Origin of the sequence: Streptomyces yangpuensis (assembly GCF_001005295.1) — a bacterium.
GTDB classification, from domain to species: domain Bacteria; phylum Actinomycetota; class Actinomycetes; order Streptomycetales; family Streptomycetaceae; genus Streptomyces; species Streptomyces yangpuensis.
Genome location: NZ_LBMK01000005.1, coordinates 249,138 through 275,779, shown reverse-complemented (window position 1 = coordinate 275,779; position 26,642 = coordinate 249,138). Strand labels below are relative to the sequence as shown.

Genomic DNA, 26,642 nt, shown 5'->3' with positions numbered 1-26,642 from the left:
TCGTGTCAGCGGGGCCCTGAGGGCCCGCCGCACTCGGGGGAGGCGATGTGGAGGAGTACGCGGGCCGGATCCTGGCCGGCCGCTACCGCCTGCCGCTGCCGCCGTCCGACGCGTACGAGCTCGTCGAGACCCGGGCCTTCGACACGCGCAGCGGACAGGAAGTCCTGGTGCGGCAGGTGCCGTTGCCGGAGGTCGTGGACGCCGAACTGGTGGACGGGCCGTCGGCCGTTCCGGCGGCCCGCCGCGCTCCCGCCGACCTGCCGGCCGTCCGGCGCGCGATCGAGGCGGCGCAGGCCGCGGCCGCGATTCCCGACCATCCGCGGCTGGACCAGGTCTTCGACGTGTTCGCCGAGGGCGAGTCGCTGTGGATAGTGAGCGAACTCGTCCCGGCCAGGCCGTTGGCCGCGCTGCTCGCCGACGAACCCCTCAGCCCCTACCGGGCGGCCGAGGTGGCGTCGGACGTGCTCACCGCGCTGCGGGTGCTGCACGCGCACGGCTGGACCCACCGGAACATCACGGTCCGCACGGTGTTGGTGTGCGAGGACGGCAGGGTCGTGCTGACCGGCCTGGCGGCCGGCGCCGCGGAGGAGGCCCTGTGCGGCTACGACCCCGTGCCCCGCAGCGCCGACTCCGCTCCCGACGAGCGCTGGGGTCCGGGCCTCGCCCCGGCCCCCGCCCCGTTACCGGTTCCCGCACCGACCCCGCCGGCCCCGATCCCGGCCCGGCTCCAGGCCCCGATCCCGGCTCCGGCACCCCCGCCCCCGTCCGAAGCGGTTGGGTACGCGCCGCTCGTGGCCCCCGGGTACGACACCGGGCCGCGGTACAACGACCACATCGCCCCCGGCCGTCCGCAGGACCGGGCCGATCCGCAGGCCGCCGCGCGCGCCGGGGTCGTCGCCGCCTACCGTGCGGGCGCGCGGGCCGCCGCCCGGGTCGCCGAGCAGCGCAGGGCCGAAGCGGCCATCGAGGCCGCCACCGCCACCGGGGCGACGCCCGAGCGCAGGCCCGAGGGATCGACCCTCCCGCAGGGGTACTCGTACCCCTACGGCCGAGGACCGGAGACCGGAACAGGGACCGGCACCGGGAGCAGCACCGGCACCGGGACCGCCGCCGGCACCGCGGCCACAGCCGGGCCCACCGCCGGGACCGAGGCCACCGCCGGGACCGAGGCCGGCGCCTGGCACGGTGCGACCCCGCGCCGCCCGGTCCTGCCGCAGGCCGAAGCCGAAGCCGGAGCCGACGCCGAACCCGAACGCGATGCCGGCGCCGGGCCCGGCGCCGGCTCCGGAGCCGCACCGGAAGCCGATCTCGCAGTCGGCCTCGAAGCCGACCCCGAACTCCGGCCGAGGCCCGAGGCCCGGCCCGTCCCGGCCCCGCCCGCCTGGAGCCGGGCCGAGCCGCCGGCCGTGCCCGCCCTGCCCGCACAGCTCGCCCTGCCGCAGGGTTACCACCAGGCCGAGACCCCGGGGACCGCGGTGCCCGCCCCGGAACGGGCCCCGCAGGCCGCCCCGTGGACCGGGCTCGACGCCGAGCGGGCACGGCACACGCGCATGGCCCTGGTCGGCGCGATCACCGAGCGGTGGGCCCCCGAACAGGCCGGCCCCGTGCACGGCCACTGGCAGCTGGCGGCCCCCGTCGGGCCCGCCACCGACCTCTGGGCGCTCGGCGCGCTGCTCTTCCGCGCCGTGCAGGGCCACGCCCCCTACCCGGAGGACAGCGTCGCCGAGCTCGTCGAGATGGTCTGCGGCGAACCCCCCGCCTTCGCCGAGGAATGCGGCGCGCTCCGCCCGGTCGTGGAGTCCCTGCTGCGCCAGGACCCCACCGAGCGGCCGGACTTCGAGGAACTGCGCGGCTGGCTGCGCTCGCTCGTACGGTCCGCGCCCGAGCCGGACGCGGGGCTCGGCGTGCTCCCGAAGCCGGAGCCGGATCCCGCGCGGCTTCCCGTCGTACGCCGCCGCGGCGAGGTTCACGGACGGCACCGCAATCCCACGGCCGCGCGCAAGCCGATGGCGCTCGGCCGGACCCTGCTCGTCGGCATCCTGGTCCTCCTCGCCGGGGCCGTCGCGTACGCGATGCTGTTCATGCCGCGGGCCGGCGTGCCGCAGGAGCAGGGAGGCCCAGGGGAGACCACCGCGCACGCGTCGTCGAGGCCAGGCCCCTCCCAGGTGCCCACCGGGACGCCCGAGTCCAAGCCGGCGCCCCAGACCACCGGGCCCGCCGCCTCGCAGGCCGCACCCGCGCCGGCCCCGCCCGGCTACACCACCCAACAGGACCCGGAGCACTTCGAGATCGCCGTCCCCGAGGGCTGGGAACGCCGCGGGATCAACGAGGCGGGCCAGGTGCGCTACACCGACGGGTCGTTCGTGCTGACCGTGGTCCCCGGCCGGGACAAGGTCGAGGGCAATCCGGACCCGGCGGCGTACCAGAAGGACAAGGAGCCGGAGCTGACGCCGTACCGGACCTCCACCTGGTCGACCGTCGGGGACGTGAAGACCACCAGGGTCGGCCAGCAACTGCGGGCCACCGGCCGCTACACGTGGATCGACGGGACCGGCCGCAACGTGTTCGCGCGCAATTTCGTCGTCGCGCTGGCGGGCAGCTACCACGTCGTCCTGGTCACCGGTCCGGAGGACGAACAGACCAAGGTCACCGAGGTCTTCGAGAAGGCCACGGCGAGTTACAAGGCGGGCGGATGAGCGGATATTGACGACTGATCAGTACGGCGATTGCGTCACAGTGCCGTCTTTCGGCGCCCGGGCGGTTCCGACAGCCCCCGTGGGCTCCGTAATCTGGCCTGAAGTGCAGAGAGCGGCGGGAATTCGTGGAACAGCAGACAGGTGGGGGCGCCGTGCTGGCGGGCCGGTACAGGCTCGTCGAGCCGATCGGCCGGGGCGGTATGGGAAAGGTGTGGCGCGCGCATGACGAGCTGCTCCACAGGACCGTCGCGGTCAAGGAACTGACGGCTGGTCTGTACGTGGCCCAGGCGGACCGGGACGTCATGCACGCCCGGACGCAGAAGGAGGCGCGGGCCGCGGCCCGGATCCAGCACCCGGCGGTGGTCACCGTCCACGACGTACTGGAGCACGACGACCGGCCGTGGATCGTCATGGAGTACATCGACGGCCCCTCCCTCGCGGACGCCGCCAAGGCGGCCGGGCGGATCGAGCCGCGCGAGGCGGCCCGGATCGGGCTGCACGTGCTGGGCGCGCTGCGCGCCGCGCACGCGGTCGGTGTGCTGCACCGGGACGTGAAGCCGGGCAACGTGCTGCTCGCCAAGGACGGCCGGGTGCTGCTCACGGACTTCGGGATCGCGGCGATCGAGGGCGACTCGTCCATCACGCGCACCGGTGAGATCGTGGGCTCGATCGACTACCTGGCGCCCGAGCGGGTCACCGGTGGGATCCCCGACCCGTCCTCGGACCTGTGGTCGCTGGGCGCCACCCTGTACACGGCGGTGGAGGCCCGTTCCCCGTTCCGCCGTACCTCGCCGATCTCCAGCCTGCAGGCCGTCGTGAACGACGAGCCGCCGGCGCTGCGCCAGGCAGGCGTGCTGGGTCCGGTGATCACGGCCCTGCTGCGCAAGGACCCGCAGGAGCGGCCCTCGGCCGAGGAGGCCGAGCGGATGCTGCTGGAGGCGATGGAGGGCCGCGAGCCGAAGGCGGCGCACGCGTACGTGCCGACGCGCGCGGTCACGTCCGAGGAGCTCGCCCCGGCGGCGCAGGAGCGGCCCGAGGAGTCCGCCCCGCAGGCGGAGGTCGCGCCGACGGCCCCGCTGCCGGAACCCGCGGTCTCCGGGGCGGTGGCCGCGTCGGCCCCGGCCGACCGGGACGGCGGCTGGCTCAAGCGCGCCGCGGTGGTGGCCCTGGTGGCCGCGCTGCTCGGCGGCGGCGGGGTCTTCGGGGTGCTCAAGTACACCGAGGAGTCGGGGACGGGCGGCGACCCGGACCGTGTCGCGAGCTCGACGGGCGGCCCGTCGGGCGACGACGGCAAGCCGCAGGCGGCGGCCCCGCCGGCCGGCTACACGAAGGTCGTCGACCCCCTCGCCGGCTTCACCCTGTTCGTCCCGGAGGGCTGGACGCGCAAGGCGAACGGCGACCAGATCGACTACACCCCGGACGACGGGAAGCACTTCATCCGGATCGCCGCCGACTCCACCCCGGACTACCAGGACCCGTACGCGCACCTGCTCGACCTGGAGAAGCAGGTGGCGAAGCGGACCGACTACAAGAAGGTGCGGCTGAACCAGAACACCTTCCGGGACAGCACACGGGCCGCGCTCTGGGACTTCACCTGGACGGAGAAGCAGAACCACCCCGGTCCGCGCAGGGCCAAGGAGCAGATGTACGTGGCGCCGGACGGCACGGAGTACGCCATCTACATGTCCAGCCCGGTCGCCACCTGGGCCACCACCGAGCAGCAGTTCGACGTCGTGCTCAGCGGCTGGGAGCCGCCAGCCAAGAAGCCCTGATCGGCCCGGATCCCGGCATCCTGCCAGCGATCACTGGCGGAAAAGGCAAAATCCGGTTACCGGCGGGTACCCAAAGGCTGCCGGGCGCAATACGCTCACCGGCATGACGGACTCGCTGGCCCCCGCCGCCCCCCTCCGGACCGCACCGCAGCCCACCAACCCGGTCGCCCCGGCCCCGGCCGGCGCCCGCACCGCGGCCGACGTGGTGACGCCCGACCTGGTCGCACGGCTGACCCGCGGAGTGATCGGCTCCGGCCGGACCGCCAACCACACCCCCTTCACCGGGGACCGGCTGGCGGAGCTCCCCGAGGCCACCCCCGAGGACGTGGCCGAGGCCTTCGCCCGCGCCCGCGCCGCCCAGCCCGCCTGGGCCGCGGTCCCCGTGCGCAAGCGGGCGGCGGTCCTGCTGCGCTTCCACGACCTGGTCCTCGCCCGGCAGGCCGAGATCCTCGACCTGATCCAGCTGGAGACCGGCAAGGCCCGCCTGCACGCCCACGAGGAGGTCCAGGCCGTCGCCGTCTCGGCCCGGCACTACGGCCGTAAGGCACCCTCGTACCTGCGCCCCAAGGGCCACCCCGGCGCGATGCCCACCCTCACCAAGGTCACCGAGCTGCGCCAGCCGCGCGGGGTCGTCGGCCAGATCGCCCCCTGGAACTACCCCCTCGAACTGTCGGTCGGCGACGCCCTCCCGGCCTTCGTCGCGGGCAACGCCCTCGTGATGAAGCCCGACACCGAGACCGCGCTGACCGCCCTGTGGGCCCGCGACCTGCTGATCGAGGCGGGGCTGCCGGCCGAGGTCTTCCAGATAGTCCTCGGTGAGGGCCCCGTCGTCGGCCCCGAGGTGGTCCGTCACGCCGACTACGTCTCCTTCACCGGCTCCACCCGCACCGGCCGCGAGGTCGCCCGGGGCGCGGCCGACCGGCTCGTCGGGGTCTCCCTCGAACTCGGCGGCAAGAACGCCATGCTCGTCCTGCACGACGCCGACGTCGAGAAGGCCGCCGCGGGCGCCGTCCGCGCCTGCTTCTCCTCCGCCGGCCAGCTGTGCATCTCCATCGAGCGGCTCTACGTCCACGCCTCGATCGCCGACGCCTTCGTCGAGCGATTCGCCGCCCGCACCCGGGCCATGCGCCTGGGCAGTTCGCTCGCCTACGGCGCCGACATGGGCTCGCTGGTCGGCGAGCGCCAGCTGGAGACCGTACAGCGGCACGTGGACGAGGCCGTCGCCAAGGGCGCCACGCTCGTCGCCGGCGGCACCGCCCGCCCCGACATCGGCCCCCTCTTCTACGAGCCCACCATCCTCGACGGCGTCGAGGCCCCCATGGCGGTCTGCGGCGAGGAGACCTTCGGCCCGGTCGTCTCCGTCTACCGCTTCACCGACGAGGAGCAGGCGATCACGGAGGCCAACGCCACCGCCTACGGCCTCAACTCCAGCGTCTGGACCAAGGACGCCCGCCGCGGCCACTCCGTCGCCGCCCGCCTGCGCACTGGCACCGTCAACATCAACGAGGGCTACGCCCCCGCCTACGGCAGCGCCCAGGCGCCCATGGGCGGCATGAAGGACTCCGGTCTCGGCCGCCGTCACGGCTCCGAGGGCATCCTCAAGTACACCGAGGCCCAGACCGTCGCCCACCAGCGGCTGGTCCCGATGGCGCCCTCGCTGGGCATGGACGACGAGAAGTACGCGGCGTTCATGACCCGCAGCCTCAAGGTCATGAAGGCTCTCCGACTGCGCTGAGGAGGTATCCGTGTCGCACGACAACGCATCCGACGGCGTACCCGACAACGCATCCGACGGCGCATCCGACGACGCCTACGACTACGACGTCATCGTCATCGGATCGGGCTTCGGGGGGTCGGTCTCGGCCCTGCGCCTCACCGAGAAGGGGTACCGGGTCGGCGTCCTGGAGGCAGGGCGCCGATTCACCCGCGAGAGCCTGCCGAAGAACAGCTGGGACCTGCGCAACTACCTGTGGGCCCCGGCCCTCGGGCTGTACGGGATCCAGCGGATCCACCTGCTCGGCAACGTCATGGTGCTCGCGGGCGCCGGTGTGGGCGGCGGCTCGCTCAACTACGCCAACACCCTGTACGTGCCGCCGCGGGCCTTCTTCGAGGACCGCCAGTGGGCGTCCATCACCGACTGGCGTGAGGAACTCGCCCCGTACTACGACCAGGCCAAGCGGATGCTCGGGGTGCGCCTCAACCCGACCATGACCCCCTCCGACGTCCACCTCAGGGCGGCCGCCGAGAAGATGGGCGTGGCGGACACCTTCCACATGGCCCCCGTCGGCGTCTTCTTCGGCGACGGCGAGGACGCCGCGGACGGGCCCCGGGTCCGGCCCGGCGAGGAGAGTGCCGACCCGTACTTCGGCGGCGTCGGACCCGCCCGCAAGGCCTGCACCGAGTGCGGCGAGTGCATGACCGGGTGCCGGCACGGCGCGAAGAACACCCTGAACGAGAACTACCTGCACCTCGCCGAGCGCGCCGGCGCCGTCATCCACCCCATGACGACCGTCACCGCGCTGTCCGAGCACCCGGACGGCGGCCACCGCGTCCGTACCGTGCCCACCGACGGCCGCCGCCGCGGGAAGGCGAAGGTGCTGCGCTGCCGGTACGTGGTCGTCGCGGCCGGCACGTACGGCACACAGACCCTGCTGCACACGATGAAGGACCGCGGTGAGCTGCCGCGGCTGTCGCGGCGGCTCGGGGAGCTGACCCGTACCAACTCCGAGGGCCTGGTCGGTGCGCAGACCGACGACCGCCGCTACCGCAGGCGCCGCGGCGCGGGCCCCGGCGCGGCACAGCGGGCCGACTTCACCCGGGGCGTGGCGATCACCTCCTCCGTGCACCCCAACGCCGACACCCACATCGAGCCGGTCCGCTACGGCAAGGGCTCCAACGCGATGGGGTTCATGACCGTCCTGCAGGTCCCCTACAGCGCCCACCGGGTCCGCGGCTGGCTGGCCAGGACCGCGAGGCACCCCCTTCAGCTGGCCCGGTCGCTGTCCAACCGGCGCTGGTCGGAGCGGACCATCATCGGCCTGGTCATGCAGTCCCTGGACAACTCGCTGACCACCTACCGCAAGCCGGGCGGGATCGGGAAGGGCCTGCTCACGGCCCGACAGGGGCACGGAGCCCCGAACCCGGTGCAGATCGCGGAGGCCACGCAGGCCGCGACCCTGCTTGCCGAGGAGATCAACGGCTTCCCAGGCTCCAACATCGGCGAGCTGATGGGGACCCCGCTGACCGCGCACTTCCTGGGCGGCTGCCCGATCGGGGCGTCCGCGGAGGAGGGCGTGGTGGACCCGTACCACCGGCTCCACGGGCACCCGGGCATCTCGGTGGTGGACGGCTCGGCGGTCTCCGCGAACCTGGGGGTCAACCCGTCGCTGACGATCACCGCGCAGGCGGAGCGGGCGATGTCGTACTGGCCGAACAAGGGCGAGCGGGACCCGCGGCCCGAACAGGGCGCGGCGTACGTCCGCCTGGACGCGGTGGAACCGGTCCGGCCGGCCGTCCCCAAGGACGCGTTCGGTGCGCTGCGGCTGCCGTTCCTGGCGGTCCCGGAAATTCCCCCGCGGGATCCGGAACCTGCCGGATGACGGCGGTGGGTACCGCGCTCCCCCTCCGAGCGCGGTACCCACCGCGGTACATACGTGACAGATGTTCAGCCTTGATGGTTGTACCGGAATCCGCCGAGCCGGGCTGTGGCGTCGATCACACCGTCAAGGAGGCAACTGCGGCTCGCGTTCGGCCGTCAACGGCAGCATGAGAAAGCGCATCTCCTTGCTGGCTGCCTGCGGCGTCGCCGCCCTGGGGCTCGCAGCCGCTCCCGCACACGCCGCGGACCCCTCCTTCACGCTGGCCGGACCGGCCGAGATCGGTCTGCGCCCGCACCCCGGGCCGAACGGCGGCGCACCGCAGAAGACTTCGGTCGAGTTCCGGCTCGTCAACGACACCGCCTCGGCGTTCGACCGCCAGAGCACCTTCACGATCGACCTGGGCGGTCTCAAGGGGATCGCCGACGTCGCGCTCGCGAGGCAGCAGGGCTCGGACTGCACGCTCACCGAGGCGGCCGTCACCTGCAAGCGCCCCGGGCTGTGGAAGGGCGAGACCACCGTCGTCGGCCTGGACCTGCGCGCCGCCCAGGGCAGCAGGGCCGGCGCCACCGCGGACCTCACCGTGACCGGCAGAGCCGAGGGGGCCACCTTCGCGGCGGCCACCACCAAGGTCCGGGTCGGTGGCCCCGACCTCGTGCTGGAGCGGGCAGCGCTCAAGGAGGAGCAGAAGCCGGGCGACAAGCAGAACCTGTCGATCGTCTTCGCGAACCAGGGCACGGAGTCCGTCCGGGGCGTCGTCCTTGAGATGCGCACCACGCACGGAATCGACCTGCTGGAGCAGTACGACAACTGCACCTACTCCGAGGACACCGGTGCGGGCCGGCCCCTGAACACGGGCTGGAGCACGGTGCAGTGCCTGCTGGAGGGCGAGTACGAGCCGGGCAGCGTCTACGGGGTCGACGGCTCGCTGACGCTGAAGGCCGCCCCGCACGCCTTCTCCGACATCGTCACCTACGCCGTGTACGCGGACGGCCACCAGCCGAAGGCCGGCGCGACGTCGAAGAAGCCGGCCGGCGGCAAGAAGCTGGCCGTGCAGAAGCGCGCCGCCGCCGGGGCCTCCGCGCAGTCGGTGGACCTCGACCCCTGGAACAACCTCCAGGAGTTCGACTTCAGGACGAAGAACAGCGCCGACCTCGTGGCCTGGCCGGTCGCCGTGGCCGGAGCGGCCGGCGAGACGGTCAGGGCCGACTTCGGCTTCCGCAACAACGGGCCCGCCTGGGTGGCGAACCTGCGCTCCCGCGAGAGCGTCGCCCGCACGGACATCGTGCTCCCGGCCGGTACGAAGGCCACCAGGGTCCCGGCCGACTGCGAGGCCGTCAACGCCGACGGCACCGCCCGTGAGCAGGTGCTGGGCGCCCCGCGCTACTTCTGCTCCACCGGGCACGTCGTGGGCGAGCGGGAGAAGTACAGCTACCCGTTCGAGCTGAAGATCGAGCAGGTGGTGGCGAACGCGGCGGGCTCCGTCTCGGTCGGCCAGGGGACGGCGCAGGGCACCAAGGGCCAGCCGTGGGACCCGAGCCACGCCAACGACAAGGCGTCCGTCGTGATCGGCGCGAAGGACGGCGGCGCCTCGCCGAGCCCGACGGCGTCCGCCACGGCCACCGCCTCGCCGACCGCCACGGCGAGCTCCTCGGCCACGCCCACGAGCACCACCAGCACCTCCGGCACCACGCCGAACGGCGGCCTCGCCGCCACCGGCAGCTCCGCCGGCCCGCTCGCCCTCGGCGGCGCGGTGCTCGTGGCCGCGGGCGGCGGCCTGGTCCTGGCCTTCCGCCGCAAGACCGGCACGCACGCCTAGCCGCGCGACCGCGTACGCGCACACAGAACGGCCGGCCCGGGGCGTCCCCCGGGCCGGCCGTCCTTCACGGGGTGACCGGGCTGCTGTCCCCTGCCGTCCGGTCACGCGCGGGAGCGAGGTCCCACGACGCACGCACCACGGGGCGTACGTCTCATCGCTCCTGCGGAGCCACGCGTGGTGTTGCGGTTCCGCGGCTGGCTGACGCGGACAACCTCACCAACGAAGCCTCCCGGGGGCGGTCACGCTCCGGACGGGTGACGAACAGCCGTCACACCCGGCCCCGGCACAGCTCCAGCAGGGTCATCGCGAGGGCGGTGCCGGGCTTGCCCAGGGCGTCGCTCCAATGGGACAGCACCTCCATCTCGCGGGAGAGGTGCACCCGGCGCCCGCCGGAGGCGATCCGGGCGTCCTGGATGACCGTCGAGACGGCCATCCGCTCCTGGATCAGGCCGATGATGCGGTCGTCGATGGCGTCGATGCGGCTCCGGGACTCGGCGATCAGCTGCTCGGGGGCGGTGGCGATCGTGGTCATGGTCTTCTCTCCTGTCGGGTGGGGCCCGCAGGTCCGGAAAGCGCGGAGCGCCCCGGTCCTGTCGGACCGGGGCGCTCTGGGAAGTCAGCGGCTCAGGCGAGCATCACGATGACCCATGGCGACCGGACCGGCCGGTGCCATAGGTAAAGAGGAAGCTCAGCTGCTTGCGCACGGAAGGATTATGTCCCTCCCTGCCCGCGCGTGCCAAGCCGCTTCGGATGGTGAGACGAAGGGGCCCCGGTCTCCCCCGTTAGAATCGACAAAACAGCCACCTCTTCCGCCGGAAGGCCGCCCCGTGCCAGAAGCACCCTCCGCCGCCCACGACAGCGCCCCGGACACGGTTCTCGTCGTCGACTTCGGCGCCCAGTACGCCCAGCTCATCGCCCGCCGCGTCCGCGAGGCACGGGTCTACAGCGAGATCGTGCCGAGCTCGATGCCCGTCGACGAGATGCTGGCCAAGAACCCCAAGGCGATCATCCTCTCCGGCGGTCCGTCCTCCGTCTACGAGGAGGGCGCCCCGCAGCTCGACCGCGCCCTGTTCGAGGCCGGGGTCCCCGTCTTCGGCATGTGCTACGGCTTCCAGCTGATGGCGACCACGCTCGGCGGCACCGTCGACAACACCGGCGCCCGCGAGTACGGCCGTACCCAGCTGCACGTCTCCAAGGCCGGCTCCACCCTCTTCGAGGGCACCCCGGAGAACCAGTCGGTGTGGATGTCGCACGGCGACGCCTGCTCCGCCGCCCCCGAGGGCTTCACCGTCACCGCCTCGACGAACGTCGTCCCCGTGGCGGCCTTCGAGAACGACGAGAAGAAGCTGTACGGCGTGCAGTACCACCCCGAGGTGATGCACTCCACGCACGGCCAGCAGATCCTGGAGCACTTCCTCTACCGCGGCGCCGGCCTGGCCCCCACCTGGACCACCGGCAACATCGTCGAGGAGCAGGTCGCGGCCATCCGCGCGCAGGTCGGCGACAAGCGCGCCATCTGCGGCCTGTCCGGCGGCGTGGACTCCGCGGTCGCCGCGGCCCTCGTGCAGAAGGCCATCGGCTCCCAGCTGACCTGCGTCTACGTCGACCACGGCCTGATGCGCAAGGGCGAGACCGAGCAGGTCGAGAAGGACTTCGTCGCCGCCACCGGCGTGCAGCTGAAGGTCGTCGACGCGCAGGAGCGCTTCCTGAACGCGCTCGTCGGCGTCTCCGACCCGGAGACCAAGCGGAAGATCATCGGCCGCGAGTTCATCCGCGTCTTCGAGCAGGCCCAGCTGGAGATCCTCCAGGAGGACGGCCCCGCGGTCGCCTTCCTCGTGCAGGGCACCCTCTACCCGGACGTCGTCGAGTCCGGCGGCGGCACCGGCACCGCGAACATCAAGTCGCACCACAACGTGGGCGGCCTCCCCGACGACATCGAGTTCGAGCTCGTCGAGCCGCTGCGCCAGCTGTTCAAGGACGAGGTCCGCATGGTCGGCCAGGAGCTCGGCCTGCCCGACGAGATCGTCCAGCGCCAGCCCTTCCCCGGCCCCGGCCTCGGCATCCGCATCGTCGGCGAGGTCACCAAGGAGCGCCTGGACCTGCTGCGCGAGGCCGACGCCATCGCCCGCCACGAGCTCAGCGCGGCCGGCCTGGACCGCGAGATCTGGCAGTGCCCGGTCGTCCTGCTCGCGGACGTCCGCAGCGTCGGCGTCCAGGGCGACGGCCGCACCTACGGTCACCCGATCGTGCTGCGCCCCGTCTCCTCCGAGGACGCGATGACCGCCGACTGGACGCGCATGCCGTACGAGGTGCTCGCCCGGATCTCCACCCGCATCACCAACGAGGTGCCGGAGGTGAACCGTGTGGTCCTGGACTGCACGAGCAAGCCCCCGGGCACCATCGAGTGGGAGTAAGGGGCCCCGCCCCGCACGACGGCGCCGCCGCTCAGCCAGGCTGGGCGGCGGCGCCGTCGCCGTTTCGCCGGTGCGCGGCTCTGTTCTCCTCGCGCGCGGGCCAGTACCTTGCGCCGACGGCGGCGGGAGACGGACCGGCGGCGCAGACGGACCGACGGAGGGCGGGCGATGTCCGAGGAGACGCGGACGCCGGGCACGCGGCCCGGCCCGGTGCCGGTGGACCGGCTGGCGTTCGAGATGCCGCCCGTGCACACCGACCCGGCCGAGGAACGCGCGCACCGCAAGGAGCGGCTCGCGGGCACGCTGCGGCTGTTCGCACGCCTCGGGTACGAGGACGGGGTCGCCGGACACGTCACCGCGCGGGATCCGGAGTTCGACGACTGCTACTGGGTGAACCCCTTCGGCCGCGCCTTCGCCGCCCTCGGCCCCGAGGACCTGCTGCTCGTCGACGGGGACGGGCGGGTGGTCCAGGGGGAGCGGCGGGTCAACCAGCTGGCCTTCGCCGTGCACGCCGCCGTGCACCGGACGCGCCCCGAGGCGGTGGCCGTCGTCCGCGTGCAGGCCCCGTACGGCCGGGCCCTCGCGGCCCTGGGGGAACTCCTCGCCCCTGTCACCCACGAGGCCTGTGCCTTCTACGAGGACCACGCGCTCCTCGACGAGTACGCGGGCACGGACGACGGCGCGCGGATCGGCCGGGCGCTCGGCCCGTACAAGGCGCTCGTCCTGCGCAACCACGGGCTGCTGACGGTCGGCGGCTCCGTGGACGCCGCCGCCTGGTGGTTCGTCGCGGCGGAACGGGCGGCGCAGGTGCAGCTGATCGCGCGGGCCGCCGGAAAGCCGGTGCTCATCGACCACCACAGCGCCGTCGCCACCCGCGAGCGGTTCGGCGGGGACCTCGCCGCCTGGGTGAGCTACCAGCCGCTGTGGCAGACGGTCGCGGACATGACGGCCGGGGACCTGGCGTCAACATCATGAACCGTTAATCACCTGCTCTGACATCGTGCGCAATCCGGAGCACTGCCGCAGTGGTGCACAATTCGCTGGCATTGCCCCGTAGTTCAGAGAGGCGGCACGTACGTGGCTGTCCAAGAGATGTCCCGCGGCACCCATACCACTGCCTGCGCCTGCGAGGAGTGCGCACGGGAAGGGCACCGCCGAGCGGTCGCCGCGTTCCTGGAGAAGCGCGACGAGTTCGCCGCCGGGCAGGGCGTGCCGGCCGCCGTCGCCCACTCCCTCGGCGCCTCCCGGCAGTGGGTCTCCGACGAGCTGGCCCTGTCGGCCCGCAACGTCGCCGACCGCGGCCGGGAGGCCGGCAACTCCTGGCTGTACGTGTTCTCCCGGCGGGCCGTCCTCGCCGTGTGGATCGCCGCCGGTGTCCTCCTGCTGGTCCAGGTGGCCGCCGCGCTCGGCACCGGCTGGTCCACGGCCCGCACCGCCGGACTCCTCGCCGCCCTCCTGCTGGCCGGGCTGCTGACGGTCGCGGCCCGCGCCCAGTCGCTGCGCGGCGGGCTGCTGGCCCCGCTGGTCGGTGAGGACAACCGGCTGTCCACCTCGAAGGCGGTGCCCAGCGCCTGGGTGGTGCTGACGTCGTTCGCGACGCTGCTGCCCGCGCTGCGGCTGGCCGCGTCGGCCCCCGGGCCGGAGCGGCAGGCGCTGTACGCGGGCCTCGCCCTGGACCGGGCGCTGCCGCTGCTGTCGGTGGTCGTGCTGACCTCCGGGGTGGCGGTACTGGTGCGCCGGGTGGTCTGCGTACGGATCATGAGCCAGCGGCTGCAGAAGCTGCCGGCCGACCGGCCGCGCGGAGCGGACCTGCTCACGGACGACGCGGGCCGCGGGAGCTTCCCCGACGCGCAGTACGTGCTCGTCTCGACGGCCGTACTGGCCTACGCGGCGGCCTCGCTCGCCCGCTTCCCCGACCGGCTGCCGCAGCTGCCCTGGGCACTGGCCCTGCTGATGGCCCTGTCGGCCGCGGTGTACCTGGCGGCGAAGTACGCGGAGGGCAGCCGCCCGCTCGTGCTGTCGGTGGTGCGCAGACGCGAACCCGGGGACCTGGACGCCGCCGTCCGCACCGGGGACGACATCGAGATCCGCGGTGTGGGCTTCGTGCCGCCCGGGGCGCAGACCCCGGAGATGCTCGCCCGGCTGGTGGTGCGGATCGGGGCGGTCCACGTGCACGTACCGCTGGTCCCGGTGCCGGGCGGGTTCACCAACCCCTCCGACACGGTGCTGACGGTGCCGGTCCCGGCGGAAGTGGAACCGGGGCGCATCGAGATCCAGGTGGTCACGGCCGCCGGAGTGGAATCCAACCGCTGCACCATCGACGTGGCCGAGTGATCGGGGTAGACATGTCGCGTGACCAGAACCGAAGCACCTCCCCGGACCGACGTACCGCGCGGGCTGCGTGACCAGGCTGCCCGGTACCACCTGCTGCCCCTGCGGCTGTTCCTCGGCGTGACCTTCGTCTACGCGGGTGTGGACAAGCTCACCGATCCCGCGTTCCTCTCCGCCTCCGGCGACGGCTCCATCGGCGACCTGATGCGCGGGGTGCGCGACACCTCCGCGGTCCCCGCCCTCGTGGACCTGTCCCTGCAGTCGCCCGTGGGATTCGCCGTGTTCCTCGCCGTCGCCGAGATCCTCGTGGGCCTCGGCACCCTGGCCGGCCTGCTGTCGCGGGTGGCGGCCGCGGGCGGGGCCCTGATCTCGCTCAGCCTGTGGCTCACGGTCTCGTGGGCGGTGTCCCCCTACTACTACGGCAACGACCTGATCTACCTGCTGGCCTGGACCCCGCTGATCCTCGCCGGAGCGCCCTACCTGTCGCTGGACTCGGAGATCCGGTCGCGCCGGTCCCGGCGTACGGCATAGGTGACCAGCCCCACCAGTGCGGCCAGCGACAGACCGCCCATGGTCATCGGGATGACCGCGAACCACGGCAGGTCGGCCTCGCCGGTGCTGTCGAGCAGGTACAGCACGCCCGCCAGCAGCAGGACCAGCCCCGCGATCAGCCGTCCCGGCTGGAACTCATGACGCCGCACGGGCCACCTCCACCTGTCCGATACCCGCACTGAGGTCCAGCTCGATCGTCCCGCCGGCCTCGGTGCCGACGGCCGGCGGGAACGTCGCCGTCCGGTTCTGCTGCCCGGGCCCGGCCCGCTCGATCCGGCCCGCGTAGTCGCCCGGCAGCTGGATGTCGCCGAGGCGCCGGACGGTGACGTCCGCCCGGGCGGTGACCTCCCGCGGCAGGAGCACCTTCAGACGCCCCGCCTCGATGGAGGCGCCGACGGTCACGCTGGTGCCCTTCGGCACGTCCAGGCGGCTCAGGTCCAAGGTGGCCAGCCCGGTGCCCGCCTCGTACACGGGCCGTACGTCGGCCACCGCGGCCGGCCGCCACTCGACCTCCCGCCAGTCGGTGCCGATCTCGCGCGGCAGCGCCGCGGCGCCCGCCAGCAGGACGGAGGTGAACACGGCCAGCACGACCGTGCCGAAGCCGGTGCGGCCCAGCAGCGAGCTGACCGCGAGGCCGAGACCGAAGACGGCCAGGGCGGCGGCGAGCCCGGTCTGCAGGGCCGCGCCCAGCGGGCCGCCCTCCCATTCCGCCGCCGTACCGACGGCGCCGGCCAGGAGCGCCAGCACGAACACCCGGCCGCCGATACCGCCGCGACCCGTACGCCGTACGGCCGCGGGCGGCCGTACGGCGGCCTTCGTGCCGCCGTCGGACTCGGACTCGGACCGTGCCGGGCCGGCGGCGTCGTCGGGCCCCCACAGGTAGCCCGTCGAACCCACGGGGCCTGTGGTGCCGTCCTTGACCAGCGGGTCCCGCCACCAGGACGGGGCACCGGGCGCGGGCGGCGCCTTCGTCTCCGGCGGGGCCGCCGGGGAGTGCGCGGCCCGTGGGGCGGCTCCGCCCGGGGCGGGTGCCTCCGTCTCGGGTGCGGCGGCCTGCCGCCGCCGCTGCGACCAGTAGGAGGCCCCGCCGAGCGCCAGGACGACCAGGACCGAGAACACCGCCAGGGCGCCGTTGTCCAGCATCGACAGGAACAGCGCGCAGCCCACCAGGGCGGTGAACACCGCCGCCAGCGTCGCTCCTTCGACCCGGCCCGTCAGCAGCTTCTTCGCCTCGCTCTCCTCCTCGCCCTCCTGCGGCAGCAGCAGCCACGCGAAGCCGTAGAAGATGAGGCCGACGCCCCCGGTGACCGCGAGGACGCCCAGGACGATCCGGAAGACCACCGGGTCCAGGTCGAAGTACCGGCCCAGGCCGCCGCAGACACCCGCGAGGACCTTGTCGCGCTTGCTGCGGCGCAGGGGCGGCCGCGTCTCGGCCGCCCGGAGCGCCCCGGGGTCCGCCGCCGGGGCATCGTGTACTTCGGTCATGCGTCCATGGTGACGGCCGGCGGGGGCGCCCGGAATCCGGCCCTACCCTGGCGCAACCCTGATATCCCCCGGGCAGAAGTGGGGGGATGCCCTGATGCCCGGCCCCGGTCCGCCGTGTGACCCTTGGTGACATGCCCGTAGCCGCCGCCACCCGCCCCCCGCACGCCCCGGACGCCGAGGACCCGCCGCAGCGCAAGCTCTACCGCAGCGCCGACGGCCGGATGCTCGGCGGTGTCGCGCGCGGACTGGCCGGGCACCTCGGGCTGCCCGTCGGCTGGGTGCGCCTCGCGTTCCTCCTCCTCTTCATGTGGGGCGACGGACTGGGCGTGCTGCTGTACGCCGCGTTCTGGGTGTTCGTGCCGCTCGGCGTCGGCGGGCGCGCCGGGCACCGCTCCTTCTTCGAGACCCTCCCCGACGGCAGCCGCCGCCTGCGCAAACCCGACCGCGGGCAGATCACCGCACTGATCGCCCTGCTCATCGGCGCGGGCATCTTCATCTCCAAGGTCCAGGTCGGCGGCGAGTCCGGCCGCTACGTCTGGCCGACGCTGCTGGTCGGGGCCGGTGTGGTCCTCGTGTGGCGGCAGGCCGACAACGCCCGCCGCGCCCACTGGACCACCGCAGCCGGGCGGCACGGGCGCCTCTTCCAGGCGGCCCGCGCGCTCGCCGGGGTCGCCCTGGTCGGCGTTGGCCTCACCGTCTTCATCGTCGTACGGGGCTCCGCCGCGCAGCTCGGCAACGTCCTCACCGCCACCCTCGCCGTCCTCGTCGGCGTCGCCCTGCTCGCCGGCCCCTGGCTGATCCGGATGACCCAGGACCTCTCCGAGGAGCGGCTGATGCGCATCCGCGCGCAGGAGCGCGCCGAGGTCGCCGCCCACGTGCACGACTCGGTGCTGCACACCCTCACCCTGATCCAGCGCAACGCGGAGGACGTGGGCGAGGTGCGCCGCCTCGCCCGGGCCCAGGAACGCGAGCTGCGCAACTGGCTCTACAAGCCCGAGGGCACCGGCAAGGACGAGGCCGAGGAACCGGCCACCCTCGCCGAGGCCGTGAAGAAGACCGCGGCCGAGGTAGAGGACCACCACGGCGTGCCCATCGAGGTCGTCGTCGTCGGCGACTGCCCGCTCGACGAGAAGCTGGGCGCACAGATCCAGGCCGCGCGCGAGGCGATGGTCAACGCCGCCAAGTACGGTGGCGAGGGCGGGCCGGTGCAGGTGTACGCGGAGGTGGAGGGGCAGACGGTGTTCGTGTCCGTACGGGACCGCGGCCCGGGCTTCGACATCGACGCGGTACCCGACGACCGCATGGGCGTACGAGAATCGATCATCGGCCGGATGCAGCGCAACGGCGGGACCGCGCGGCTGCGGTCCGCACCCGACGGCGGCACGGAAGTCGAGCTGGAGATGGAGAGGGCGGCGAACACGGCATGACCGAGGCCGGAGAGAACGCAGCAGTGGCGGCGACCAGGAGGGTCCGGGTGGTCCTCGTCGACGACCACAGGATGTTCCGCACGGGCGTGCAGGCCGAGATCGGCGAGACCGACCGGACCGGGGTGGAGGTCGTCGGCGAGGCCGCCGACGTCGACCAGGCCGTCACCGTCATCACGGCCACGCGGCCCGAGGTGGTCCTCCTCGACGTGCACCTGCCCGGTGGCGGCGGCGTCGAGGTGCTGCGGCGCTGCGCCCCGCTGATGGCGGCCGCCGAGAACCCGGTGCGGTTCCTGGCGCTGTCGGTCTCCGACGCGGCCGAGGACGTCATCGGCGTGATCCGCGGCGGTGCGCGCGGCTACGTCACCAAGACCATCACCGGCACCGACCTGGTGGACTCGGTCTTCCGCGTGCAGGACGGGGACGCGGTGTTCTCGCCGCGGCTGGCGGGCTTCGTGCTCGACGCGTTCGCCTCGACGGACGCGCCGCCGGTGGACGAGGACCTGGACCGGCTCACGCAGCGCGAGCGGGAGGTGCTGCGGCTGATCGCGCGCGGGTACGCGTACAAGGAGATCGCCAAACAGCTCTTCATCTCGGTGAAGACGGTGGAGTCGCACGTCTCGGCGGTCCTGCGCAAACTGCAGCTCTCCAACCGGCACGAGCTGACCCGTTGGGCGACGGCCCGCCGCCTGGTGTGACTCCGGACGGCGCCCGGCCTGCGGTGTGACCCACACCGCAGGCGGGATGGGCAACCGGCGCCGCGCCGGCCGCACTCTAGGCTGGCGTGATGAGCTTGACCGGTACATCCTTCTTCGTATCGGTGATCGCACTGACCGTGATCGCCGTCATCCTTCCCCTGGCCTTGTGGAGCAAGGTGCGCGGCCCTGCCGTCGTGCGCGCTGCCCTGCGCACCCTGATGGTGGTGTTCGCCCAGGTCACAGCCGTCGTCGTGGTGTTCGTGGCCGTCAACCGGGCCGAGCACTTCTACAACTCGTGGGGCGATCTGCTCGGCACCGGCAAGTACGTCACCGCCGCCCCCGACCTCGGTCCGGACGGCCTCGGCGGCAAGAAGGTCGAAGAGGCCCCTAAGGTCAAGCAGGCGTTCCAGCCGGTCGAGGGCCTCGGCGGCCGCGTCCAGAAGACCGAGCTCGACGGCAAGATCTCCGGGGTCAAGGGCGACGTCCTGGTGTGGCTGCCGCCGCAGTACGACGACCCGGCCTTCAAGGACAAGAAGTTCCCGGTCGTCGAGCTGATCCCGGGCATCCCGGGAACGGGCAAGTCCTGGTTCCAGGGGCTCAAGGCGCACGAGGTGCTGGAGCCGCTGATGAAGAGCGGCAAGGTGCAGCCGTTCATCCTCGTCTCGCCGCGCGCCATGCTCGTCGGCAACGGCGACACCGGCTGCGCCAACCTCCCCGGCAAGGTCAACGCGGACAGCTGGTTCAGCGTCGACGTCCGCAAGATGGTCGTCGACAACTTCCGGGCCTCGGACGAGGCCCGCACCTGGGGCGTGGCCGGTTACTCGGCCGGCGCCTACTGCGCCGCCAAGCTGGCGATCGCCCACCCCGACCGCTACAGCGCCGCCGTCTCCCTGTCCGGCTACAACGACCCCGGCCAGGAACCCTCCTCGCTGGTCGCCCAGGACCCGCAGCTGCGCGTCACGCACAACCTGAAGAACGTCCTCAAGGCCCAGCCGGCGCCGCCGGCGGTCTCGCTGTGGCTGTCGGGGGCCGAGCACGACGGCTACCTGTCCGGCATGGACCTCAAGGCGCTCGCGCAGCAGCCGACCGTCGTGCACGCGGAGAAGGTCACCGGCGGCCACAACCTCGACTCGTGGTCCAAGCAGCTGCCGCAGACCTTCGGCTGGCTGAGCGGCGTGGTCAAGGCCCCGTAGGGGTCTGCCGATCGCGGGCGGGCGGGCTCTGCCGATCGGGGGAGAGCGGCCGTCGGGGGGCGGCCGATCTCTGCCGGTCGGCCGATGTGCTGCCGCCACCGCCGCACCGCGAGCCTGGTAAGGGCGCCGCCACCCTCGCCCACTACCTCCGCCGGCGCGGGACCTGCGGGTACTGCGCGCAGGGCTGAGGCCGCACACCGGGCCGGGGCTCGGGCCGGGCGAGCCGGGCAGCCGGGCAGCCAGGCAGCCGGGCGGGACCGCGGCCCGGGCCGGGCCGGGCCTCAGGCCGGGCGGGAGGCGCCGGCCCAGGGCATCGAGTCGACCGGCGCGAGCCGGACCGTCGATCCCGGGCGCGGGGCGTGGATCATCTGGCCGTTGCCGACGTAGAGCCCGACGTGCGTGATCCCGGAGTAGAAGAACACCAGGTCGCCGGGGGCCAGCTGGTCGCGGGACACGCGCCGGCCGGCGTTGATCTGGGTGTAGGTCGTGCGGGGCAGCGAGACCCCGGCCGAGCGCCAGGCCGCCTGGGTCAGTCCCGAGCAGTCGAAGGAGCCGGGCCCCGTCGCGCCCCAGACGTAGGGCTTGCCGATCGCCCCGTACGCGAAGGCCACGGCGCGGGCCGCCCGGGAGCCGTCGGCGGGCGGCGGGGGCGCGGCGGCGACGGGCCCGGCGGACGCGGCCCCGGAGGGTGCGGCCGCGGAGGAGACGGTGCCGGACGACTGGGCCTCGTAGGCGGCGCGCTCCTCGGCGGTCAGCCTGTCCAGCAGCCGCTTGGCGGCGGCGAGCTTCTCCTCGGCCTCGGTCTTGTGGGCGGCGAGTTCGTCCCGCCGCGAACGGAGGTCGGTGAGCCGCCCGGAGGCCCGCTCCCGCAGCTTCGCGAGCTCGTCCAGCTTGCGGCGTACCGCGGTGATCCCGGCTGCGTTGCGGTGGCCGGCGCGGGAGATGAAGGAGGCCTGGGTGAGGTACTCCTGCGGGTCGTCCGCGAGGGCGAGCTGTGCGGCGGTGCCCAGGGAGCCGCTGCGGTACTGGGAGGCGGCGAGCGACCCGAGCGCGCTGCGGGCGGTGTTGAGCTGGTCGGTCTTGCGGGCGGCCTCGTCCCGCAGGCCGGTCAGTGCCCGTTCGGCCTCGTCGGCCTGCTCCTTCGCCCCGTTGTACCGCTCGTTCGCCGCCTCGGCCTCCTCGTAGAGCCGGTCCACCTCGGTCTTGACCTGGGCGGGGGTGGGCCGGGGGGCGGCCTGGGAGGTGCCTTCGAAGGCGGTGGCGGTGGCAGCGCCCGCGAGGGCGATGGTGGCGGCGGTCCGTACCGAGCCGCCGGAGAGCGGGCGCTGCCTGGGCTTTCGATGACTGGCCACCAGGGCCTCACGTCCTTCCTCTGCCGGTGCTTGGAGGAGGACGCTAGACCCCGGGGTAACGGGCGGATGACGTGATGACCGTAAGTGCCCCGATGCGACCGGAGCTGGCCGCACAGGACCGGAGCGGATCGTTCCGGTGTGGGTCAGTGCCAGAGAAGGGCGATGAAGATGTTGATCACGGTCAGTCCGCCGACCGCGGCGAACAGCGGCTTGTCCACGTGCTCCTCGTCGCGCTTGACGTAGACGAGGGCGAGGATCACGAACAGGAGGGCGAGCTTCACGCCGACCTTGATGTTGTTGACGGGCGTGCCGTCCATCTCGTTGAAGCCGACGAGGAGCACGCCGGTGACGAGCATGGTGAGCGCACCGTGCAGCATGGCGGGCGTGAAGCGGGCGGTGCCCGCGCTCATCGCCTTCATCTGGGTCAGGAAGCCGCCGAGAAGGGCCGCGATCCCGATGATGTGCAGGCCGACGAAGACACTGATGAGTACGTCCATGGCAGCGAGCGTACGGGGGCGTACGGACGGCGCCGGAAGCGGGTCGGTGTCCGTACGAGAGCTGCGTACAGTGGAGGGCATGCCTGCCGCCGACGACCCGATCCACCCCGCCGTCGACCGCATCGAGCTCGCCGGCGTCCTGGCGGCGCTCGGGCACCCCGTCCGGCTGGAGATCGTCCGCCGGCTCGCCTCCGGCAAGGAGGCCTTCTGCGGTGAGGTCGTGCCCGGCCTGCCCCGGTCGAGCGTCACGCACCACCTCAGGACGCTGCGCGAGAGCGGGATCATCCGCCGGCGACCCCAGGGCCGCAAGCTCTACCTCGCGCTGCGCCGCGACGACCTGGAGCTCCGCTTCCCCGGGCTGCTGGAACTCGTGCTGGCCTGTCGGTCCCGCCCCCTAGACTCGGAATGCGATGAGCAGCCTCTTTGACGACAGCTTCCTGGCGGACCTCACCCCCTCCGACGAGGTCCCGCCGCCGCCCGAGGAGTACCCCGCCCCGGAGGCGGGCGCCGACGACCTCTTCGGCGGGCACTTCGACGTGCCCATGACCGGCGACGCGTACTACCGGGACGGCGCCCCCAAGCCCGTCATCGACCCGGCGACGCTCCTCGACGGCCTGAACGAGCAGCAGGCCGCGGCCGTGGTGCACGCGGGCTCCCCGCTGCTCATCGTGGCCGGCGCCGGCTCCGGCAAGACCAGGGTGCTCACGCACCGCATCGGCCACCTGCTGGCCGCCCGGAACGTCCACCCGGGCCAGATCCTGGCGATCACCTTCACCAACAAGGCCGCCGGCGAGATGAAGGAGCGCGTCGAGGGCCTCGTCGGCCCGCGCGCGAACGCCATGTGGGTCTCCACCTTCCACAGTGCGTGCGTGCGCATACTGCGCCGCGAGTCCAAGCGGCTCGGTTTCACGTCCTCGTTCTCGATCTACGACGCGGCCGACTCGAAGCGTCTGATGGCGCTCGTCTGCCGGGACCTCGACCTGGACCCGAAGAAGTTTCCGCCGAAGGCCTTCAACGCCAAGATCTCGAACCTGAAGAACGAGCTCATCGACGAAGAAGCCTTCGCCGACCAGGCCGCCGACGGGTTCGAGAAGACGCTCGCCCAGGCGTACGTGATGTACCAGGCGCGGCTGCGCGAGGCCAACGCCCTCGACTTCGACGACATCATCATGACCACGGTGCACCTGCTCCAGGCCTTCCCGGACGTCGCCGAGCACTACCGGCGCCGCTTCCGGCACGTCCTGGTCGACGAGTACCAGGACACCAACCACGCGCAGTACACGCTCGTGCGCGAGCTGGTCGGCACCGGCTACCCGGACCTGCCCCCGGCCGAGCTGTGCGTGGTGGGTGACGCCGACCAGTCGATCTACGCCTTCCGCGGCGCGACGATCCGCAACATCCTCCAGTTCGAGGAGGACTACAAGGACGCGACGACGATCCTGCTCGAGCAGAACTACCGCTCCACGCAGACGATCCTCTCCGCCGCCAACGCCGTCATCGAGCGCAACGAGAACCGCCGCGCCAAGAACCTGTGGACCGAGGCCGGCAGCGGCGCGGTCATCACCGGCTACGTCGCGGACACCGAGCACGACGAGGCGCAGTTCGTCGCCGACGAGATCGACCGGCTCACCGACGCCGGCGACGCCAAGGCCGGCGACGTCGCGATCTTCTACCGGACCAACGCCCAGTCCCGCGTGTTCGAGGAGATCTTCATCCGGGTCGGCCTGCCGTACAAGGTCGTCGGCGGCGTCCGCTTCTACGAGCGCAAGGAGGTCCGCGACGTCCTCGCGTACCTGCGCGTCCTCGCGAACCCGGAGGACAACGTCCCGCTGCGCCGCATCCTGAACGTCCCCAAGCGCGGCATCGGCGAGCGCGCCGAGGCCATGATCGACGCACTTGCGCTGCGCGAGAAGATCACCTTCCCGCAGGCGCTGCGGCGCGTCGACGAGGCCTTCGGCATGGCGGCCCGCTCCACCAACGCGGTCAAGCGGTTCAACGCGCTGATGGAGGAGCTCCGCACGATCGTCGACTCGGGCGCCGGTCCGGCGGTGGTGCTGGAGGCGGTCCTGGAGCGCACCGGCTACCTCGCCGAACTCCAGGCGTCGACCGACCCGCAGGACGAGACGCGGATCGAGAACCTCCAGGAACTGGCGGCCGTGGCGCTGGAGTTCGAGCAGGCGCGGGAGGCCGCGGCCGCCGAGGCGCCGGAGGGCGCGGCGCCCGCCGGCCCCGGCACGCTCGCCGAGTTCCTGGAGCAGGTCGCCCTCGTCGCCGACTCCGACCAGATCCCCGACGAGGACGAGGACGGCTCCGGCGTCATCACCCTGATGACCCTGCACACCGCCAAGGGCCTGGAGTTCCCGGTGGTCTTCCTGACGGGCATGGAGGACGGGGTCTTCCCGCACATGCGCGCGCTGGGCCAGACCAAGGAACTGGAGGAGGAGCGCCGCCTCGCCTACGTCGGCATCACGCGGGCGCGCGAGCGGCTGTACCTGACCCGGTCCAGCATGCGCAGCGCGTGGGGCACCCCCTCGTACAACCCGCCGTCGCGGTTCCTGGAGGAGATCCCGGACCAGTACCTGCAGTGGAAGCGCACGGGGGCGGCCCAGAAGCCGGCCGGCCCGATGCGCAGTTCGGGCTACGGATCGGGCTCGGGCGGCGGACGGTCCTCGTTCGGCACCTCGCCCGAGGCCTTCCTGTCCTCGTCGCGCACGAAGTCGGGCCCCTCCGGGTTCGCGACGCGCCGGGCCGCGGACAAGCCCGTCATCGCGCTGGCGGTCGGGGACCGGGTCACGCACGACCAGTTCGGGCTCGGAACCGTCGTGGAGGTCAAGGGAGCGGGCGCGGACGCGCAGGCCACCATCGACTTCGGCGACGACAAGCCGAAGCGGCTGCTGCTGCGCTACGCGCCGGTGCAGAAGCTCTGACGGCGGGCCGAGGCGGGGCCGGNCGGGCCGGGGCGTGCCGTCCCGCCCCGGCCGTACCCGCCGAACCCGCCGTGCAGGAAGGGAAAGTGCCCGGCAGCGCGATCGCTGCCGGGCACTTCGATGAAGTCCGTGAAGCCGGTGGCTACCTCGGGTCCAGGCCCTTGCTGCGCAGCCAGGCCAGGGGGTCGATCGCGGAGCCGCCGCCGGGCCGGACCTCGAAATGGAGGTGCGGGCCGGTGGAGTTGCCGGAGTTGCCCGAGTAGGCGATGACCTCGCCGGCCTTGACCTTGCCGCCGCGGATCTTGGTGGAGCTGAGGTGGCAGTACCAGGTCTCGGTGCCGTCGGCCGCGGTCACGATGGCCATGTTCCCGTAGGCGCTGTTGTACTGCGTGCGCACGGTTCCGTCGGTGGCCGCCATGACCGGGGTCCCGTAGGACACGGGGAAGTCGATGCCGGTGTGCACCGACATCCACATGCCGCCGGCCTGGCCGAAGCTGGCGCTGAGGCCGTGCTGCGCGACCGGGACCGCGAACTTGGGGCGGGCGGCCTCCTTGGCCGCGGCCTCCTCGGCCTTCTTCTTCTTTTCCTCTTCCTGGCGTTCGCGCAGGTCGATGCGCTCCTGCGTGCGGCTCGCGCGGTCCGCGAAGTCGCCCGCGTCGGCGCTGAGCGCGACCAGTTGGGTGTCGAGCTTGGTGTTCGCCGCGACCGGCTTCACCGAGGCCGGGTCGGGCGCGGCCATGGTGGTGGTGTCCTCGCCGGGCTTGTCCGTGCCGGTGAGCCCGCTCACGGAGGCGGCCGCGACACCGGCGACGCCCATCACGCAGGCGGAGGGGACGGCGACGGTGAGCAGGGCGGAACGCTTCGCCGGGGTGCGCCGACGGCCGCCGGCGGCCTTGGCGCCGGACGCCTTGGCACCCGACGCCTTGGCGTTGCCCTTGGCGTTCCCCTTGGCCGCGGTCCGGCGCGCGGAACGCGGAGCGGAGGTCACCGGCATGGCCTGGGTGGGCATGTCGTGGACGCCGTGCAGTTCGTGGACCTCGGGCAGCTCGTACGACTCGGTCGACTCGAACGTTTCTGCGGTGGTGGGTGCCTCGTCGGAGAGCACCTCGAAAACGGCGGTCTCGCTGTACGTGACGGCCGCGGGGTCGGTCCCGGTCTCCGCGTCGGCCGTGGCGGCCTGGGCCTCGTGGGTGTAGCCGGCGGTGCCGAGGGTGGTCGTGCCGTAGGCGTAGTCCTGCTGCGCGGGCTGGTAGTCGTACGCGTATTCGGCCTCGGGCTGTGCCGGGGTCTGCGTGACGGTGTTCCAGGCGGTCGCGTCGTAGGCGCCGGTCTCGGTGCCGGTGGTGCCGAAGCCGGGCACCGCCCAGTGGCCGGTCTGCTCGGCGGAGGTGTCGTAGCCGAAGGAGGCCATCGGGTAGGCGGTGTAGCCGGAGTGGTCCGTGCCCGTGCCCGTGCCCGTGGCCATGCCCGTGTCCGCCGCGTTCCAGGCGTTCGCGTCCCAGCTCCCGGTGGTGTCCTCGGGGGCGGACTGCGAGGGGACCGTGGACAGGTAGGGGTCCTGCGAGGTCCACGCGGTGGTGTCGTACGCACCGGTCTCGTAGGAGCCGTAGGCAGCGTAGTTGACCCCCTGGCCCTGCGTTTCGTAGGAAACGTAGGTCGAGTCACCAGCGAAAGCGGTGGTGGAAAGGCCGTCATACCCGGCATCCGGGTACTGGCCCGACGAGGGGCGGTCGTTCACCAACTTCTCTTTCGCCTCGGCAGTGGGGGCCTGGGTGGCCGGGAACTCGAAGTTCACCGGAGGAGAGCAGTGGCGTGACTGTACCCGGCGGTTACTCGCAACGACAATCTTCGCCGGGTCCCCAGATCAGCGGAACCGGGCATTCGGC

20 protein-coding genes are annotated in these 26,642 nt (G+C 72.9%); 14 read left to right on the top strand and 6 right to left on the bottom strand.

Features of this window, described 5'->3' with window-relative positions:
• The first annotated feature begins 47 nt into the window (after positions 1 to 47).
• The 5 genes from AAT21_RS25025 to AAT21_RS37750 all read left to right on the top strand — a co-directional run bounded on the left by AAT21_RS25025 (position 48) and on the right by AAT21_RS37750 (position 9,883).
• Complete coding sequence (locus tag AAT21_RS25025; RefSeq protein ID WP_046779216.1) at positions 48 to 2,696, top strand: protein kinase; 2,649 nt, start codon at positions 48 to 50, stop codon at positions 2,694 to 2,696.
• A gap of 125 nt (positions 2,697 to 2,821) precedes the next feature.
• Positions 2,822 to 4,468, top strand: a complete 1,647-nt coding sequence (locus AAT21_RS25020; protein WP_046779215.1) for a serine/threonine-protein kinase — start codon at positions 2,822 to 2,824, stop codon at positions 4,466 to 4,468.
• A gap of 103 nt (positions 4,469 to 4,571) precedes the next feature.
• The gene (locus AAT21_RS25015; RefSeq protein WP_046779214.1) at positions 4,572 to 6,203 is read left to right on the top strand and encodes a succinic semialdehyde dehydrogenase; all 1,632 of its coding nucleotides are present in this window, start codon (positions 4,572 to 4,574) and stop codon (positions 6,201 to 6,203) included.
• 10 nt (positions 6,204 to 6,213) lie between these two features.
• On the top strand, positions 6,214 to 8,067 hold the full coding sequence (locus AAT21_RS25010) for a GMC oxidoreductase (protein ID WP_046779213.1): 1,854 nt from the start codon (positions 6,214 to 6,216) through the stop codon (positions 8,065 to 8,067).
• 166 nt (positions 8,068 to 8,233) lie between these two features.
• Entirely contained in the window at positions 8,234 to 9,883 is a 1,650-nt protein-coding gene (locus tag AAT21_RS37750) for a peptidase (protein WP_157879780.1), read from the top strand.
• 268 nt (positions 9,884 to 10,151) lie between these two features.
• On the opposite strand, the gene AAT21_RS25000 is transcribed toward AAT21_RS37750, so the two are convergent.
• Complete coding sequence (locus tag AAT21_RS25000; RefSeq protein WP_046779212.1) at positions 10,152 to 10,415, bottom strand: chorismate mutase; 264 nt, start codon at positions 10,413 to 10,415, stop codon at positions 10,152 to 10,154.
• Positions 10,416 to 10,710: 295 nt separating this feature from the next.
• On the opposite strand from AAT21_RS25000, the gene guaA reads away from it, so the two are divergent.
• The 4 genes from guaA (at position 10,711) to AAT21_RS24980 (ending at position 15,159) form a co-directional block, all read left to right on the top strand.
• Positions 10,711 to 12,297: a glutamine-hydrolyzing GMP synthase gene (gene guaA, locus AAT21_RS24995; protein ID WP_046779211.1), complete on the top strand. Its 1,587-nt coding sequence runs from the start codon at positions 10,711 to 10,713 to the stop codon at positions 12,295 to 12,297.
• 168 nt (positions 12,298 to 12,465) lie between these two features.
• Positions 12,466 to 13,272 carry a class II aldolase/adducin family protein gene (locus tag AAT21_RS24990; RefSeq protein WP_046779210.1) on the top strand — a complete coding sequence of 269 codons (807 nt, stop codon included), beginning with the start codon at positions 12,466 to 12,468 and terminating at the stop codon, positions 13,270 to 13,272.
• Between the two features lie 102 nt (positions 13,273 to 13,374).
• Positions 13,375 to 14,631, top strand: coding sequence for a hypothetical protein (locus AAT21_RS24985; RefSeq protein WP_046779209.1), 1,257 nt, complete (start codon positions 13,375 to 13,377; stop codon positions 14,629 to 14,631).
• Positions 14,632 to 14,649: 18 nt separating this feature from the next.
• The gene (locus AAT21_RS24980; RefSeq protein ID WP_046779208.1) at positions 14,650 to 15,159 is read left to right on the top strand and encodes a DoxX family protein; all 510 of its coding nucleotides are present in this window, start codon (positions 14,650 to 14,652) and stop codon (positions 15,157 to 15,159) included.
• Here AAT21_RS24980 and AAT21_RS24975 read toward each other — a convergent pair.
• Positions 15,105 to 15,329 (bottom strand): hypothetical protein, encoded by a 225-nt coding sequence (locus AAT21_RS24975; protein WP_046779207.1) that lies wholly within the window; start codon positions 15,327 to 15,329, stop codon positions 15,105 to 15,107. The two genes, AAT21_RS24980 and AAT21_RS24975, sit on opposite strands and share 55 nt — an antisense overlap.
• Entirely contained in the window at positions 15,316 to 16,665 is a 1,350-nt protein-coding gene (locus tag AAT21_RS24970) for a PspC domain-containing protein (protein ID WP_046779206.1), read from the bottom strand. Before AAT21_RS24970 ends, AAT21_RS24975 begins: the two co-directional genes overlap by 14 nt.
• A gap of 131 nt (positions 16,666 to 16,796) precedes the next feature.
• On the opposite strand from AAT21_RS24970, the gene AAT21_RS24965 reads away from it, so the two are divergent.
• From AAT21_RS24965 to AAT21_RS24955, 3 genes are all read left to right on the top strand, one after another.
• A complete protein-coding gene (locus AAT21_RS24965) occupies positions 16,797 to 18,092 on the top strand; it encodes an ATP-binding protein (RefSeq protein WP_046779205.1) in 1,296 nt (431 codons plus the stop codon).
• Positions 18,089 to 18,787, top strand: coding sequence for a LuxR C-terminal-related transcriptional regulator (locus tag AAT21_RS24960; RefSeq protein ID WP_046779204.1), 699 nt, complete (start codon positions 18,089 to 18,091; stop codon positions 18,785 to 18,787). The genes AAT21_RS24965 and AAT21_RS24960 overlap by 4 nt, the downstream gene beginning before the upstream one ends.
• An 89-nt stretch (positions 18,788 to 18,876) precedes the next feature.
• Positions 18,877 to 19,980 (top strand): alpha/beta hydrolase, encoded by a 1,104-nt coding sequence (locus tag AAT21_RS24955; protein WP_046779203.1) that lies wholly within the window; start codon positions 18,877 to 18,879, stop codon positions 19,978 to 19,980.
• 281 nt (positions 19,981 to 20,261) lie between these two features.
• Here AAT21_RS24955 and AAT21_RS24950 read toward each other — a convergent pair whose 3' ends face one another.
• Both AAT21_RS24950 and AAT21_RS24945 read right to left on the bottom strand, forming a co-directional pair.
• The gene (locus AAT21_RS24950) at positions 20,262 to 21,332 is read right to left on the bottom strand and encodes a C40 family peptidase (protein ID WP_046779202.1); all 1,071 of its coding nucleotides are present in this window, start codon (positions 21,330 to 21,332) and stop codon (positions 20,262 to 20,264) included.
• 143 nt (positions 21,333 to 21,475) lie between these two features.
• The gene (locus AAT21_RS24945; RefSeq protein WP_046779201.1) at positions 21,476 to 21,829 is read right to left on the bottom strand and encodes a hypothetical protein; all 354 of its coding nucleotides are present in this window, start codon (positions 21,827 to 21,829) and stop codon (positions 21,476 to 21,478) included.
• Between the two features lie 79 nt (positions 21,830 to 21,908).
• Here AAT21_RS24945 and AAT21_RS24940 point away from each other — a divergent pair, with 79 nt between their 5' ends.
• Positions 21,909 to 22,256, top strand: coding sequence for an ArsR/SmtB family transcription factor (locus AAT21_RS24940; RefSeq protein ID WP_046779439.1), 348 nt, complete (start codon positions 21,909 to 21,911; stop codon positions 22,254 to 22,256).
• Complete coding sequence (gene pcrA, locus AAT21_RS24935; protein WP_046779200.1) at positions 22,240 to 24,756, top strand: DNA helicase PcrA; 2,517 nt, start codon at positions 22,240 to 22,242, stop codon at positions 24,754 to 24,756. The genes AAT21_RS24940 and pcrA overlap by 17 nt, the downstream gene beginning before the upstream one ends.
• 142 nt (positions 24,757 to 24,898) lie before the next feature.
• Here the strand turns inward: pcrA and AAT21_RS24930 are convergent, their stop codons facing one another.
• The gene (locus AAT21_RS24930) at positions 24,899 to 26,551 is read right to left on the bottom strand and encodes a M23 family metallopeptidase (protein WP_412180335.1); all 1,653 of its coding nucleotides are present in this window, start codon (positions 26,549 to 26,551) and stop codon (positions 24,899 to 24,901) included.
• Positions 26,552 to 26,642: the final 91 nt, after the last annotated feature.